Here is a 14,687-nt window from a genome sequence, read left to right as displayed (position 1 = left end):
TTGATTTTCCACATAGTTATATAGGCACTCACCTTCTTCCACTTCTTTACATACATTATCATAAAATATTTTATTATTTTAAGGGGGTTTGCTTTATGAAACCAATCAAATGGCTTTTTTCTTTGCTTGCTATTATGATTTTACTCATTCCACTAATTAGCTGCGGCAAAACAACATCTGTACAAACGGTTCGTGTTGGCGAAGTAACTCGTTCTATCTTTTATGCTCCCCAGTACGTCGCTATTTCAAAAGGCTTTTTTGAAGAAGAAGGACTAAAGGTAGATTTAAAAACAACGTGGGGCGGAGATAAGACAATGACGTCACTTTTATCTGACGGCATCGACGTCGCCCTAGTCGGCTCGGAAACTTCAATCTACGTATATGCACAGGGGTCTAGTGATCCCGTCATCAACTTTGCACAACTAACCCAAACCGACGGAACATTTCTAGTAGCACGTAAAAAAGTCGATCACTTCTCATGGGATCAGCTTAAAGGCAAAACGTTTCTTGGTCAACGTAAAGGCGGCATGCCGCAAATGGTAGGGGAATATGTGTTGAAACAGCATAATATTGATCCTAAAAAAGATGTAAAACTCGTTCAAAACATTGATTTTGCTAACGTTGCGAATGCTTTTGCTTCTGGTACTGGAGATTACGTTCAATTATTTGAGCCAACGGCTAGTATTTTAGAGAAACAAGGAAAAGGACATATCGTTGCTTCCTTTGGAAAAGAATCAGGAACAGTTCCTTATACAACATTTATGGCCAAAGAAAGCTATTTAAAAGATAACCCTGAAGCAGCAGCTAAATTTACTCGAGCTATTTACAAAGCACAAAAATGGGTGAATACACATAGCACAGATGAAATTGCTGAAGTGGTTGCACCGTATTTCGAAGATACGCCTAAAGAAACGCTGAAAACTGTTATTGACCGCTATAAATCCCAAAAATCTTTTGCAACTAACCCTTTATTAGATCAAAAAGAGTGGGATCATTTGCAAAAAATAATGGATGAATCTGGAGAACTTCCAAGACACATCGATCACAACAAGCTAGTCAACACAAAATTCGCAAAAGATGCAATGAGTGAGTAATATGACAAAACTTCACATTCAAGATGTTCAGCATATGTATCTTACGACAAAGTCTGCTACCACTGCACTTGAACATATTAATTTGTCTATTGAAGAAGGAGAATTTGTTTCCTTTCTCGGCCCAAGCGGATGTGGAAAAACGACGCTTCTATCGATTATTGCAGGCTTGATTGAACCAACGTCCGGCTCTGTCACAATAGACGGTGAAAATATCGGAACATCAGTCCCAAACATCGGTTATATGCTTCAACAAGATTATTTGTTTCCGTGGAAAACCATTAAAGAAAATATTTTACTTGGGCTTGAAATTCGCGGACAGCTAACAGATAAAACAGAGAGTAACGCACTGTTACTCCTAAAAGAAATTGGTTTACAGGGCGTAGATGACCTATATCCGCATCAGTTATCCGGAGGCATGAGACAACGTGTCGCTTTAGTCCGAACACTTGCCATTGACCCCGCTATTTTACTCTTAGATGAACCTTTTTCAGCACTTGATTTTCAAACAAAACTCAAGCTTGAAGAACTTGTCTCCAAAACGCTGATGACCTATCAAAAAACGGCCGTTTTGGTCACGCACGATATCGGCGAAGCTATTGCCATGAGCAGCCGAATCTTTTTATTCTCAGCAAAGCCGGGAAAAATCGCAAAAACATTTACGGTTCCTTCTATTTTACGAACCCTCTCTCCGTTTGAAGCGCGACAGCACCCTGTCTATAACGACTTATTTATGGATATATGGAAGGAGCTTGATCAACTTGAAACCTACTAGCTCCCTAGATACTCTTCATGAAAGCTACCTTCGCAAGGTTCGGGTCGAAAAACGATTAGTACTGAGCGTGCAGCTGATAATTTTCTTAGCCTTTTTTAGCTTATGGGAACTGGCTTCTCGTTTAAAGTGGATGGACCCTTTAATCTTCAGTTCTCCTACTAAAGTATGGCATTTATTTTTAATTAAACTTGCCGACGGCTCGCTGGCAGAACATATTGGTTTTACGTTATTTGAAACAGTTCTTGGCTTCATTTTAGGCACAGTGCTAGGTATTTTACTTGCAACGGCCCTTTGGTATTCAACTAGGCTTGCACATATATTAGACCCTTACCTCGTTATTTTAAACGCCATGCCAAAAGTAGCGCTGGGCCCTATTTTAATTGTAGCGATCGGTCCAGGGTTTTTCTCAATCTTAACGATGGGGGCGATTATATCCGTTATTATTACATCCATCGTCGTTTACACAGCATTTAAAGAAGTTGACCCAAACTATATTAAATTACTAAAAAGCTTTGGGGCAACGAAAACCCGCTGTTTTAAAGAAGCAATTTTGCCAGCTTCCATGCCTGCTATTATTTCCACATTTAAAGTAAATGTCGGCTTATCTTGGGTAGGAGTCATCGTAGGAGAATTTTTAGTTTCTTCGAAAGGGCTTGGATATATGATTATTTATGGTTTCCAAGTCTTCAACTTTACTCTTGTTCTTCTCAGCTTATTATTAATTGCCATTTTCGCTACGATTATGTATCAAGGTGTTGCTTATTTAGAAAAGAAATTGATCCGACGCTCATAAAAAATCCCCCCGTACAAACGGGGGGATTTTCATTGATAGGATACTTTTACAAAAATGTTCGCTTTACATATTTCATTACATATTGTAAAACATTATCTTTCATGATGAAGCTGTATGCATCATCTTGTTGAATGCCCGAAGGTAGTTCATCAATCATTACGGGACCATCCGTTTCCATGTAGTCTTCTTTTTTAATTACATTTTCAATAGTAGCAAAATAAATGTTTTTAATAATGGTCTTTCCTTTACTTACTACTTTATATTGCCCAATATAAGTTAAAGAAGAGACTTCTCCGCCTGTTTCTTCAAATACTTCTCGAACCGCTGCTTCTTCTGGTACTTCATTGCCTTCTAGTTTTCCTCCGGGAAATTCTAAACCTCGTTTTGAGTGATTCGTTAGCAACCATTGATTTTCATACTTGCATACGACCCAAACATGACGTGGAGTTTTCGAGAATGGATTTTTTTCAAATGATAAAAATACTTGATTATGATATGCATCCTTAAATGTGTACATGGTCGACTCAAACTCCATTTGATTTTTCCCTTATTTTATCATACATTACGGCCATACCTGATAAGAAAAGTATGCTCGTACTTTTTTTCTTTGCTTTTTACCCCTTATTCCATTCTATCTGAAGATAAAATATTCATCTGTTTGATATGTGATTTTGTTTCATTGTCTCCCAGCTGATAAAGCATGGCATATATTTCAACTGTCGTTTTATCGTACATATCATTTTGAGAATCATGATGATATTCCAGATACGGAATATGTGATCGCCAAAAGCTTGACCAATCGCTTGAAGCACGCTGATCTAAATACGTTCTCAGCTTCTCCACTTCTTCATCTGTTGCTTCAATCGCATAATTCCAATCTGAAGCAGTATTTGACTGATTGATTTCTCCTGAACTCAGAGATACATAATATTTTTTTGTCATGAAAGATATTCAGCTCCTTATTTCTAGTGCCAACTTATCTTTCTTATTTGTATCTTATTCTTTTTTTATACACTCTACGATTTAAAGCGGTCTTTTAAAATCGCTATTGCTTTTTTTAACGGCTCTGGAATCGGAACCCCTACAATTCTTGCGTTTTCTGTAATTGAAATCATTTCGTTTAAAATATAGAACAAAATAGCTCCATCTCGAATAATATGACCGTTTTCCCAAAATACAGAATCGATAAAGTTTGCTACAGCAATCATGGCAAAAATAAAAATCTTTTTCGCAATTCCTTTAAAACCTACTTTGCTAGATAAACGTTTATTTATAAAAGCTGCAATCGTGCCTGTCAAATAATCCATTGTCACTAATGCTACTAAAGCCATTAGTAAATAGTCCCACTCTCCAAATAAAAAAAAAGCCAGTGAACCTAAACTTGAGATTATCAAGACAGAAAGCTTCTGCATATCCACTTTTTTCACCCTTTCAGCAGTCATATCCCTACAGTATATGCCGGTGAAAAAAAAAGTGTTCGTCCATCTTATCATAAAAAAACCTGCGATTACTCGCAGGTTTTAATTATTTGCCTAGGAATGATTTTAACATCCACGTATGCTTTTCTAAGCTTTGATGAATGGCTAACAGCATGTCTCCTGTTGTTTCATCGCCCGCTTCACCGGCTGCGTCCATTCCTTCTTTTAATTCAGCAGTTAGCGTATCAAAATCGCTTACTAAAGAAGCAACCATGTCTTTAGCCGTTTCGCTTCCATCCGCTTCTTTAATAGAAGAAAGTTCTAACGATTCTTTCATTGTCGCTACAGGTTTTCCTTCTAATGCTAAAAGGCGCTCTGCAAGGTCATCAATAATTGTAGCTGTTTCCGTATACAGCTCTTCAAACTTTTCATGAAGAGTGAAGAATTGTTCACCTTTTACGTACCAGTGAAAGTTATGAAGTTTTATGTACATTACACTAAAATTCGCTACTTGTTTATTAACGATTTCATTTACATTTACTGCCATGTTTTTCGCTCCTTTGTGAACTCTTTGTATAATATAGTTGTACCCTTTTTTAGTTGATTAAAACATTTTTTTCATAAAAAGAGACATTTCCCTTTCTTTAGACTCAGAGAAACTTCTTCATCTTTTTTTAAATAAAATAAGCAGCCCAGCGGACTGCTTATTTTTAGCCAAATACTTTTTCTAAATCTTCTTTGTCCTGTTCTAGCCAGAACTTCATCAAGCGTTTTGCTCCTTCTAAATCGTGAAGTTTCGCTTGACCGCACTGCTTTTCGTTTGCTGCTGGAATTTCAGTAATGTTAATTGCATCTTTTAACGTATCGTCTAACAAATCAATAATTTCACGTACAGTCGGCTCACCGCTCACTACTAAGTAGTACCCTGTTTGACATCCCATAGGCGAAATATCAATAATATCAAAGTGATCGTATTTTTCTACATGAGTACGAATATTAAAAGCTAATAAATGCTCTAGCGTATGAATAACGTCCGGCTTCATTGCTTGTTTGTTTGGCTGGCAAAAACGAATATCAAATTTATTCACAACGCCGTCGCTTCCCACTTTGTGAACACCGCAGTGTCTTACGTAAGGTGCTTTAACCGCATTATGATCTAGCTCAAAACTTTCTACTGATGGCATAATACCACTCCTTTTTTCTTCTTTCACCTATCATAACATGCAATTCCGATATATTTCATCCATTTAATAACCTTTATTTCTTTTAGTTGCTTTTTATTCCTTCTATCCCTTATAGTATGAGCAAACACGAAAGAAAGAACGTGATAATAAATGGTTGCAAAGCTTTTGCTTTTACTTATAAAAGGATATCAAAAAGGAATTTCACCTTTTCTTCCGGCAAGGTGCCGGTTTTACCCTACTTGCTCCCAGTACGGAGTTGAATCCATTAAACGCTTTGGTGCCGTAAAGGGATCTTATTTGACTGTAAAACGAATTTTAAAATGCCACCCGTTCCATCCGGGTGGCATCGATGAAGTACCTGAGAAAAAATCACACTAAGCTTTAGTTGTTTTCGATTGCTTCATACCCATTTACAACAACATCTAGCTTTCCTGTATTTGGATCAATAACTAGTCCATGTACAGGAGTATCTTTTGAAAATAGAGGATGATTACGGATTGTCTCTACACTATGCTGAACAGTCTCTTCTACTGAATCAAAACCCGTTAACCATTGTTTCAAGTCCATAGAATATTCAATGGTATTAATCACTTCATCTGAGATGCCTTTTGCTCTTACTTTCTCTAAAAAAGGTTCCGCCTGAAGTTTACCTGCTCCACAGTCGTGGTGACCAATTACACATACCTCATCTGCTTGAAGCTCGTACACAGCTACTAAAATGCTTCGCATAATACTTCCAAATGGATGTGAAACAAGCGCTCCTGCGTTTTTAACAATTTTCACGTCTCCGTTGCGCAAATTCAAAGCGTGTGGAAGTAATTCTACCAATCTTGTGTCCATACACGATAAAATAACCATTTTTTTATCAGGGAATTTGCTTGTTTCGTAAAGTTCATACTTCTTTTCTTCTACAAATTTTTGGTTGAATTCTAAAACATCTTGTAATAAGCTCATCTGCTGTCTTCTCCTTCATAAAAAAAATTCTTTCTTGTATTATAATACTTTTTCCTATAAGATGAAAAGTGTTAAATCGTAATCATTATTATTTACAAACAAGAAAGTAGGTTATAACAGTGAAAAAAATTCCCGTTACCGTTTTAAGCGGATACCTTGGTTCAGGTAAAACAACTCTTTTGAACCATATTTTAAAAAATAAAGAAGGTTTAAAAGTCGCGGTCATTGTCAATGACATGAGCGAAGTAAATATTGATGCAGACTTAGTTAAACAAGGCGGATTCTCTCGAACAGAAGAAAAACTTGTTGAAATGCAAAATGGCTGTATTTGCTGTACGCTTCGAGACGATCTAATGAAAGAGGTAGAACGCCTAGCAGACAATGGTGATATTGATTATATTGTCATTGAATCTTCCGGAATCAGCGAACCTATCCCTGTTGCTCAAACATTTACTTATATTGATGAAGAGCTGGGCATTGATTTAACTCAGAAATGTTCGTTAGATACGATGGTCACTGTAGTAGATGCCAATCGCTTTTGGGAAGACTTTTCATCCGGCGAAAGCTTATTAGACCGCAAAGAAGGAACAGATGAAAACGATACAAGAGAAGTGATTGATTTGTTAATCGATCAAATTGAATTTGCAAACGTCATTTTGTTAAACAAAGTTGATTTGTTAACAAAAGATGATGCAGATGAGCTGGAGGCTGTTCTTCACAAATTAAACTCAGAAGCCACTGTTATCCAAACAATTAATAGTGAAGTAAGCCTTGAAGCCATACTTCATACCGACTTATTCGACTTTGAAAAAGCTAGTCAAGGAGCCGGATGGATTAAAGAATTAAATGAGGAGCACCATACGCCTGAAACGGAAGAGTTCGGTATTTCTTCTTTTGTATACAGAAGGAACCGTCCCCTTCATCCTGAACGCTTTATGAAATGGTTAGAGAACTGGCCGGTTGATATTGTACGTGCAAAGGGATTTTTCTGGCTTGCTTCACGTAATAATATGGCAGGACTTCTTTCTCAAGCCGGTACGTCCATTATGATTCAAGCAGCGGGTGAATGGATAGCAACTTACGCCCCGGAAGAAAGAGAACAAACCTTAAAAGAAGAGCCTGAATTACGAGCAAAATGGGATGAACAATTTGGAGATCGTATTAACGAGCTTGTGTTCATTGGTATTGATATGAACAAAGCTGAAATAATTGAAACTTTAGACCGCTGTTTGCTGACAAATGAGGAAATGAATCAAGATTGGGCTACTCTCAAAGATCCCCTTCCTAAATTTACAGTAGGTGCGTAAATTTTTAGTTTTCAAATCGTAATAATTACGATATAATAACATAGGTCATAAATGGTTACGATACGAACGGAAGGAGCAACATAATGAAATTCAAACCACTTTTAATGGTGCTTGCATTAGGAATTGGAACAGCTCTTGCGGGGTGCAGTTCAAGCAGTGCAAATAACGCATCTGATAATAAAAACAAAAAATTAGAAGTTTATACAACAATCTACCCTTTACAGGACTTTACTGAAAAAATCGGTGGAAAATATGTAGAAGCTAAAAGCATTTTACCAACCGGTGTAGATGCGCACTCATTTGAGCCTACAACAAAAACAATGGTCAAAATCGCCAACGCGGACGCATTTGTTTACTCAGGAATTGGGCTTGAAGGTTTTGCAGATAAAGCACAGTCTACACTTAAAAATGAAGATGTAGCTTTAGTAGAAGCTGCAAAAGGAATTAAATTAGCAAAGAGTTCTGAAGATGAGCATGCCCACGAAAACGAACATGCCCATGAAGAAGAGCATAACCACGGAGATACAGACCCTCACGTTTGGCTTGATCCTGTTTTAGCTATTCAATTAGCAGAAAATATTAAAGACGAACTTATTGAATTAAAACCAGATAAAAAAGCAGAGTTTGAAAAGAACTTCCAATCGTTAAAAACTCAGCTTGAAGATGTGGACCAAGAGTTAAAAACAACGATTGGCGACGCACCTCATAAAGAAATTTTAGTATCACATGCAGCCTATGGCTACTGGGAAAAACAATACGGCTTAAAGCAAATTAGCGTAGCGGGTTTATCTCCTACAAATGAGCCGTCTCAGAAACAATTAGAAAACATCGTAAAACAAGCAAAAAAAGACCATATCAAATACTTTATCTTTGACCAAAATTTAAAGCCTAAAGTGTCTACGCTTGTAAAAAATGAAGTAGGAGCTCAAGCTTTAACACTTCATAACTTAGAGTCATTAACAAAAAACGATGTTAAAAATAAAGAAGATTATTTCTCCATTATGCAACACAATATTGATACGTTGAAAAAAGCATTATATTAATAAAAAAACTAGCCTCCCGGCTAGTTTTTTTATTGTAATTTATATTTTTGCTTAAAGCGTTCTACACGGCCGCCTTTATCAGCAAATTTTTGTTTTCCTGTATAAAATGGATGTGTATCCGAACTGATTTCAACTTTTAAAAGCGGATATGTGTTGCCATCTTCCCATTGAACGGTCTCATTTGATTGTTTTGTAGATCCTGATAAAAATGATGTTCCGCTATTTGTATCCATAAATACAACTTTACGATAGTCTGGATGAATATTTGTTTTCATTAAATATCTCTCCTTTAAAACAATATATACTCATTATAATCGTAATGATTACTATTTTCAAGTTATATGTTTTACCAATTCTGATGCATAAAGCGTGGTAAAAAGTGGACAATAAGGTTTATCAATACTTTACTGGAAAGGTTGAAAAATGAATGGATCATTTAGTTACTGCACGTTCAATGTTTGGTCTGAACATGGGAGTACATATCATTTTTGCCACTCTTGGCGTCGGCATTCCTCTCATGATTTTATTGGCTGAAATTCTTTACTACAAAACAAAAGATAAAGATTATGAACTTATGGCACAGCGTTGGACAAAAGGAGCTGCTGTGCTGCTTGGAGTCGCCATTCCTACGGGAACGATTGCTGGTGTACAATTAGCGTTGCTTTGGCCGGGTTTTATGGAAATCGTAGGAAAAGTGATGGCTCTTCCCTTTCAAATTGAAATTTATGCTTTCTTTATTGAGGCTCTGTTTCTCTCTATTTACGTATACGCAGCGGACCGTATTTCTCGAAAAATGAGGATTATCAGTCTAATTTTAGTAGCAATAGGCGCTCTTGCCTCTGCCGTTTTAATTACAAACGTGCACGCATTTGAAGGAACACCTGCTGGCTTTCGAATTTTAAATGGCGAAATTGTAAGCGTAGATCCTTGGGCAGCTTTCTTTAATCCGAGTTTCTTTGTAACGTCCGGTCACGTAGCCGTTTCTGCTTATACAACCGGAGGCTTTGTCATTGCTTCAGTCGCTGCCTTTAAAATGCTTCGTGCGCGAAAACATAATCCAAGAGAATATAAATTTCATCATAAAGCGCTGATGATGGGATTAGTAATCGGCGGGATTTTTTCTTTTGTAACAGCTTTGAATGGACATGAATCTATGCAAAAAGTATACGAATATCAACCCGAAAAACTTGCAGCAGCTGAAGGTCTATTTGAAACGCAAGATCATGCGCCATTAGCTTTAGGTGGATTCACAGATGAAAAAGAACAGCGAGTCAAGTATGGAATTGAGTTTCCATGGATGCTCAGCTTCTTGTCGGGTAATAGCTTTAATACAGTGATTACTGGACTTAATGACTTCCCTAGGGATTATTGGCCGCCGCTTTTTGTGCATACCTTGTTTAACGGTATGGTCATTATCGGATCGATTTTAATTTTAGTGGCGCTAGTGGGCGTTGTTTGGTACAAGTTTTTAAAGAAGAAAAGCTTCCCTAAAATTTTCATGTGGGCATTTGTCGCAACGGGCCCTCTCGCGATCATGGGCATTGAATTCGGATGGATTTTCGCATGTACCGGAAGACAGCCCTGGGTCATTTACCGCATCATGCGTACATCAGAAGCAGTTACCACTTCTGCTAATTTGCATATTTTATTTTTTTTATTTTTGCTTGTTTATATCGTACTCGTGGCCGCAGTCGCCCTTGTACTGGTGTTTTATTTCAGAAGAAATCCGCTTTCTAAAGAGCTTGCTGCGCAAGCAGATTAAAAAGGATGTGAGAATATGGGTGATTCATTACTAGCAATTACTGTAATATGGGGCTTCATTTTTATCTATGCCGTAATGGGAACGATGGACTTTGGAGCTGGCTTTTGGTCGATGGTATATATTAATCGTACGAAAACAAATGCTACAGATGTAGCAAACAGATATCTATCACCTACTTGGGAAGTAACCAATGTATTTATCGTTGCGATTGTTGTTGCGCTGTTTAGTTTTTTTCCTCGAGCTACATTTACACTTGGCACAGTGTTACTAATACCCGGAAGTATCATTTTACTTCTCTTATCTATTCGAAGCGGATTTTTAGTGTTTTCACACTATGCTAGCAGCTTCAAATATCGGAGAGCGTTGGTTTATATATCCGGTATATCCGGCGTGTTAATTCCTGCTTTTTTAATCGCTGTACTGCCAGTAAGTCAAGGTGGGTTTATTGATATAATTGATGGCACGCAGCAATTAAACTTAGCAAAAGTATTTTCAAGTCCGCACGTCTATTCATTTATCGGATTTGCCATAAGCTCTTCGCTGTTTCTATCGTCTCTGTTATTAGCAGATTACTCGAAGTCATCTGACGAAATGGAAGCTTATGCGGTCTATCGGCGTGATGCGCTCATTACAGGACCTCTTTCCCTGCTAATGGCTATCTTTATTATGATTACAATGCAATCAGAAGCAAGCTGGTTATATGATAAAATGATGCAGTTTAAGCCCCTTCTTTACGGATCTGTAGGTCTATTTGTAGTAGCTGGTATTGCTCTGCTGCTACCTTCTCAAAAAGGAAAAGGCATGCCTCGTTTAGCCGTGGTATCCATTATCCTTCAATATTTCTTAGCAAGTTACGTATACGGACGAAGTCATTTACCTTATGTTGTCTATCCAAACGTAACGATTGAGAATGGATTTACACATCCCGATGCATTTCATTCTTTATTTATTGTGTATATTGTTGGTTTTGCTATTTTATTTCCTGGATTCTTTTATTTCTGGCGTCTATTTATGAAAGACAATAAAGAATACAGCAAAAAGAAACCATATTAAAAAACCCGGTCAGCACTTGACCGGGTTTTCTTATGAAGCAGCAGATTTTGCTACTACTTCAGCAAAACCTTTAGCAAATACCTTACATTTTTCTACATCTTCTCCAAAGGGGGAGAGCTCGATTTTCAAACCGGGAACGGCTATATTTCCGTTACGTTTCTTTATTTTTTCTTCAATTAAATCAACTGCTCCGCAAAAAACATCATATGATGAATCACCTGAGCCAAATACAGCCATCTGCTTTTGACTGAGATCTATATCATCCATTTCATCATAAAGATCTAAAAAATCATCTGGTAGCTCTCCATCTCCCCACGTATAAGCTCCAAAGATAATAGATTCTGCAGATACAAGGTCAGAAGCATCAATGTCATATACTTCTGCTCGTTTCACATGCAATCCATGCTTGACTAATTCTTCTTCGATCAAATCGGCTATCGCTTCTGTGTTACCTGACATACTCGCATAAGCTAGTAAGATTTCCTTCATGTAAATGACGCTCCTTTACACCAGCAGTGTCGGCCGCATATCCCCTTCTTCAGCGCATTCTCGTTGAAGAGGACAGTTTTCACACTCACTGGATGCATAATTCTTTTGAAAATGTTTTGGTTCCATTAACACACTTTTGACAATATGTAGTTGAAGTATGGCTTTTTGATAATCGTCTGGTGCAATATGATAAGTTGTTGTTTCTCCAGTTAATAATGAATAAAAACGAATTTGTTCAGGAACCTTTTTAAAAGCTTGTTTCGAAAAAACGATAATAAAGTCTTTCATGGCGTTTTTCACTTCTTCATGGTCATCTAGAATGAATTTTGTTACCGTATAAGACTTCTCTGTCCATGCAGCAAAATCAATGGTTAGAGAAAGGTTGCTTTGAATTTCTTCTACATAAACGCTGTATTTCTCAAACACAAAAAGCGGTAATTCTACATGTGCTTTCTTTCCTAAAAACCTTAGTAAATAATCGCTTACTTTAGCTAACACATCGTAATAGTGAACGGGTGATGAAAACATATTTGGCTTTAGGCGCCAATATTTTTCAATGAGCTGTAAAACATAGAGGTTTGAGCGATACTCAACTGGCTTGCTATAGTATGTTTTAATGATTTGATGGACAGTTACTTGAACGAGCTGTTTCCAATCTATAGATGTTTTTTTCAAAAGAAGCTGCTGCTGATAAAATTTGTATGGACATCGAATAAATTGTTCGATGTGGTCGTTAGAGAGTGTCTTTATATTCACTTTTATCGGTTCCACCTATGTCTCACCACCCTAATTGAAATTCATTCTCAATAATAAATAAAAATTAAATCATGAAATTTGCTCAATCACTTGACGAATAGCACTCCATGAATGTTTGACGAAATAAATCGGTTTTTTTTGTTTTTTTGCTTTCTCTTTAATGACTTTTGCCATATTGTGATTAATAAAATCCGTAATAACTAATACAAACCCAATATGTTCGGGTATTTCTCGCTTCACCATATTGCTTTTACGGCCATCTAAATGAATTACTTCATTAAATCCTTCTCCCGCTAAACGATCTGTAATATGCTTTAACCTGTCTCCTCCTACAACCATAACTGATGACATGTTTGTTCCCTCCCAATTAATTATTCATTTAATGATTTGCCAACAACTTGTATTCTTTACTATATACACAGTTTAATTGAGAATGATTCTCTTTGTCAATGTTTAATTGATAAAAATTCTCAATTAAAATGAAAGTCTACCACCTTTCTTATAAGTTAGGTGAATTTTGACCATACTATAGCTATCACATACAAAGGAGGGTTAACGTTGGAACAAAACATTCTTTGTGAAGTAAATAACTGTCACTTTTGGAAAAATGGAAATCACTGCAGCGCAGAAGAAATTTACGTGGTAAGTCATAGCGGAAAACATGCAGCAAGCAGTTATGAAACAGACTGTAAAACGTTCAAGCCAACTGAAGCGTAACCCGCAAAAGGACAGCCTCTGGGTTGTCTTTTTTCTCTCTTCAAGATCATAAAAAAGGAGACTAATATGAAAACTGAACAACTGATTCATTTTTTTAAAGAAGAAGCAATAAAAGCAAATGAACAAACCTTTCCAATTTATGTACAATCGTTTACTCATTTATGGACATATAAATGGGGAACACTTGAAAACATTCCAGAAGAAATTGATGACTTAATTACCACACGTGCGTTAGAACTTGGACTTATTCACTTAAAAAAAGCTGACTAATCAATAAGGAAATTAGTCAGCTTTTGTATTTATAGATCATCAAATCCATTCGCATCTGATGCTTTTGTATATTGTCTTGATTTCTGTTCAAAGAAATCTGTTTTCCCTAAATCTACCTCTTGATAAGCAATAATCCAACGAAGAGGATTTTCAATCGGTGCTTCTGGGAAAGCAGCTCGGCCGAAGCCTAATTGATTACAGCGTTTATTAGCCATGTATTCAATATACTGCTGCAGTTCTTTCATCGTGATGCCGTCGAATTTTTCTCCAATAACAGATTCCGCCCATTCAATTTCAAGACGAGCTGCCTCTTGGAACGTTTCAACTACAAACGTTTCTAGCTCCTCCGTACGATAAGCTGGATTTTCATTTAGTACTTCCTTGAAAATCTTTTCAAATAACCCAACGTGAAGCTGTTCATCACGATTGATATAGTTAATCATCGTAGATGTCGCCACCATCTTTTGATTTCTCGCAAGATTATAGAAGAAAGCAAATCCGCTATAGAAGAAAAGGCCTTCTAAAATAACATCATATACCATAGACTTCAAAAAGTTTTCAACCGTTGCTTCTTCGCTAAATGCTTTATATCCGTTTGTAATAAAGTCATTTCGAGCGCGAAGCTTTTCGTCTGTGCGCCAGTATTCAAATACTTCATCTTGTTTTCCTTTTGGTACAAGACTTGATAAAACATATGAATAGGAATGATTATGAACCACTTCTTGCTGCGCTAAAATAATCATTAGAGCATTAATCGAAGAATCGGTTACATAGTCAGCTACTTTGCTAGCATAATCTGATTGAATACTGTCCAGTAGCGCCAGCAAGCCAATAATTTTCAAAAAGCTCTCTTGTTCGTCAGCCGTTAACTGAGGGAACTGCTTAATATCTTGACCCATATTAATTTCAAACGGCGTCCAAAAGTTAGCTAGCATACGTTTGTATTTAGGGAACGCCCATGAAAATCGGACGTCATCCCAGTTTAGAATATTTGAGCTCTTGCCGTTAATGATTCCTGTCGAACGGTTCGGAGCTGTTTCGTTCATTAATTCTCGTTTTAACATGCTTGTCATCA

21 protein-coding genes are annotated in these 14,687 nt (G+C 36.9%); 10 read left to right on the top strand and 11 right to left on the bottom strand.

The window, feature by feature from the left end; genetic code table 11:
* Window positions 1-95 precede the first annotated feature (95 nt).
* Genes AC0KUU_RS00190 through AC0KUU_RS00180 form a run of 3 tightly spaced genes read left to right on the top strand, consistent with a single transcriptional unit; the run spans window position 96 to window position 2,659 of the window.
* Entirely contained in the window at window positions 96-1,094 is a 999-nt protein-coding gene (locus AC0KUU_RS00190) for an ABC transporter substrate-binding protein (RefSeq protein ID WP_043975892.1), read from the top strand.
* A 1-nt stretch (window position 1,095) separates the two neighbouring features.
* A complete protein-coding gene (locus AC0KUU_RS00185) occupies window positions 1,096-1,866 on the top strand; it encodes an ABC transporter ATP-binding protein (protein WP_075419758.1) in 771 nt (256 codons plus the stop codon).
* Window positions 1,853-2,659, top strand: coding sequence for an ABC transporter permease (locus AC0KUU_RS00180; RefSeq protein WP_322552464.1), 807 nt, complete (start codon window positions 1,853-1,855; stop codon window positions 2,657-2,659). The genes AC0KUU_RS00185 and AC0KUU_RS00180 overlap by 14 nt, the downstream gene beginning before the upstream one ends.
* Window positions 2,660-2,705: 46 nt before the next feature.
* On the opposite strand, the gene ytkD is transcribed toward AC0KUU_RS00180, so the two are convergent.
* From ytkD to AC0KUU_RS00155, 5 genes are all read right to left on the bottom strand, one after another.
* Window positions 2,706-3,176 carry an RNA deprotection pyrophosphohydrolase gene (gene ytkD / locus AC0KUU_RS00175; RefSeq protein WP_322552480.1) on the bottom strand — a complete coding sequence of 157 codons (471 nt, stop codon included), beginning with the start codon at window positions 3,174-3,176 and terminating at the stop codon, window positions 2,706-2,708.
* A 104-nt stretch (window positions 3,177-3,280) separates the two neighbouring features.
* On the bottom strand, window positions 3,281-3,601 hold the full coding sequence (locus tag AC0KUU_RS00170) for a hydrolase (protein WP_230183008.1): 321 nt from the start codon (window positions 3,599-3,601) through the stop codon (window positions 3,281-3,283).
* A 74-nt stretch (window positions 3,602-3,675) separates the two neighbouring features.
* Complete coding sequence (locus tag AC0KUU_RS00165; protein ID WP_028410466.1) at window positions 3,676-4,101, bottom strand: phage holin family protein; 426 nt, start codon at window positions 4,099-4,101, stop codon at window positions 3,676-3,678.
* 82 nt (window positions 4,102-4,183) lie between these two features.
* Window positions 4,184-4,624, bottom strand: a complete 441-nt coding sequence (locus AC0KUU_RS00160) for a Dps family protein (RefSeq protein WP_013085268.1) — start codon at window positions 4,622-4,624, stop codon at window positions 4,184-4,186.
* 163 nt (window positions 4,625-4,787) lie between these two features.
* Window positions 4,788-5,261, bottom strand: a complete 474-nt coding sequence (locus AC0KUU_RS00155) for an S-ribosylhomocysteine lyase (protein ID WP_013059547.1) — start codon at window positions 5,259-5,261, stop codon at window positions 4,788-4,790.
* Window positions 5,262-5,411: 150 nt separating this feature from the next.
* Between AC0KUU_RS00155 and yidD the strand changes: the two genes are divergently transcribed.
* Window positions 5,412-5,639, top strand: coding sequence for a membrane protein insertion efficiency factor YidD (gene yidD, locus AC0KUU_RS00150; RefSeq protein WP_221812662.1), 228 nt, complete (start codon window positions 5,412-5,414; stop codon window positions 5,637-5,639).
* A gap of 3 nt (window positions 5,640-5,642) precedes the next feature.
* Here the strand turns inward: yidD and AC0KUU_RS00145 are convergent, their stop codons facing one another.
* Window positions 5,643-6,215 carry a beta-class carbonic anhydrase gene (locus tag AC0KUU_RS00145; protein ID WP_013085269.1) on the bottom strand — a complete coding sequence of 191 codons (573 nt, stop codon included), beginning with the start codon at window positions 6,213-6,215 and terminating at the stop codon, window positions 5,643-5,645.
* Between the two features lie 119 nt (window positions 6,216-6,334).
* On the opposite strand from AC0KUU_RS00145, the gene AC0KUU_RS00140 reads away from it, so the two are divergent.
* Both AC0KUU_RS00140 and AC0KUU_RS00135 read left to right on the top strand, forming a co-directional pair.
* Window positions 6,335-7,522 carry a GTP-binding protein gene (locus AC0KUU_RS00140; protein ID WP_322552465.1) on the top strand — a complete coding sequence of 396 codons (1,188 nt, stop codon included), beginning with the start codon at window positions 6,335-6,337 and terminating at the stop codon, window positions 7,520-7,522.
* An 83-nt stretch (window positions 7,523-7,605) separates the two neighbouring features.
* Window positions 7,606-8,565 (top strand): metal ABC transporter substrate-binding protein, encoded by a 960-nt coding sequence (locus AC0KUU_RS00135; RefSeq protein ID WP_043975882.1) that lies wholly within the window; start codon window positions 7,606-7,608, stop codon window positions 8,563-8,565.
* A gap of 29 nt (window positions 8,566-8,594) precedes the next feature.
* Here AC0KUU_RS00135 and AC0KUU_RS00130 read toward each other — a convergent pair whose 3' ends face one another.
* Window positions 8,595-8,840 carry a type B 50S ribosomal protein L31 gene (locus tag AC0KUU_RS00130; protein WP_013059552.1) on the bottom strand — a complete coding sequence of 82 codons (246 nt, stop codon included), beginning with the start codon at window positions 8,838-8,840 and terminating at the stop codon, window positions 8,595-8,597.
* A gap of 152 nt (window positions 8,841-8,992) precedes the next feature.
* On the opposite strand from AC0KUU_RS00130, the gene AC0KUU_RS00125 reads away from it, so the two are divergent.
* On the top strand, window positions 8,993-10,327 hold the full coding sequence (locus tag AC0KUU_RS00125; protein WP_013059553.1) for a cytochrome ubiquinol oxidase subunit I: 1,335 nt from the start codon (window positions 8,993-8,995) through the stop codon (window positions 10,325-10,327).
* Between the two features lie 15 nt (window positions 10,328-10,342).
* The gene (locus AC0KUU_RS00120) at window positions 10,343-11,380 is read left to right on the top strand and encodes a cytochrome d ubiquinol oxidase subunit II (RefSeq protein WP_016765774.1); all 1,038 of its coding nucleotides are present in this window, start codon (window positions 10,343-10,345) and stop codon (window positions 11,378-11,380) included.
* A 30-nt stretch (window positions 11,381-11,410) separates the two neighbouring features.
* On the opposite strand, the gene AC0KUU_RS00115 is transcribed toward AC0KUU_RS00120, so the two are convergent.
* The 3 genes from AC0KUU_RS00115 to AC0KUU_RS00105 form a co-directional block, all read right to left on the bottom strand.
* A complete protein-coding gene (locus AC0KUU_RS00115; protein WP_162215044.1) occupies window positions 11,411-11,869 on the bottom strand; it encodes a flavodoxin in 459 nt (152 codons plus the stop codon).
* A 15-nt stretch (window positions 11,870-11,884) separates the two neighbouring features.
* Window positions 11,885-12,625 carry a hypothetical protein gene (locus AC0KUU_RS00110; protein WP_162215045.1) on the bottom strand — a complete coding sequence of 247 codons (741 nt, stop codon included), beginning with the start codon at window positions 12,623-12,625 and terminating at the stop codon, window positions 11,885-11,887.
* Window positions 12,626-12,694: 69 nt separating this feature from the next.
* Window positions 12,695-12,976: a DUF2325 domain-containing protein gene (locus AC0KUU_RS00105; protein WP_043975879.1), complete on the bottom strand. Its 282-nt coding sequence runs from the start codon at window positions 12,974-12,976 to the stop codon at window positions 12,695-12,697.
* Window positions 12,977-13,183: 207 nt separating this feature from the next.
* Between AC0KUU_RS00105 and AC0KUU_RS00100 the strand changes: the two genes are divergently transcribed.
* Window positions 13,184-13,342 carry a DUF1540 domain-containing protein gene (locus tag AC0KUU_RS00100; protein WP_013059558.1) on the top strand — a complete coding sequence of 53 codons (159 nt, stop codon included), beginning with the start codon at window positions 13,184-13,186 and terminating at the stop codon, window positions 13,340-13,342.
* A gap of 66 nt (window positions 13,343-13,408) precedes the next feature.
* The gene (locus tag AC0KUU_RS00095) at window positions 13,409-13,612 is read left to right on the top strand and encodes a hypothetical protein (RefSeq protein ID WP_013059559.1); all 204 of its coding nucleotides are present in this window, start codon (window positions 13,409-13,411) and stop codon (window positions 13,610-13,612) included.
* A gap of 29 nt (window positions 13,613-13,641) precedes the next feature.
* Here AC0KUU_RS00095 and AC0KUU_RS00090 read toward each other — a convergent pair whose 3' ends face one another.
* Entirely contained in the window at window positions 13,642-14,685 is a 1,044-nt protein-coding gene (locus AC0KUU_RS00090; RefSeq protein WP_013059560.1) for a ribonucleotide-diphosphate reductase subunit beta, read from the bottom strand.
* Window positions 14,686-14,687 lie beyond the last annotated feature (2 nt).

The organism is Priestia sp. ST2, assembly GCF_055810735.1.
Note: the sequence above shows the minus strand (reverse complement) of the source record. Positions and strands in the feature narration are given on the sequence as shown.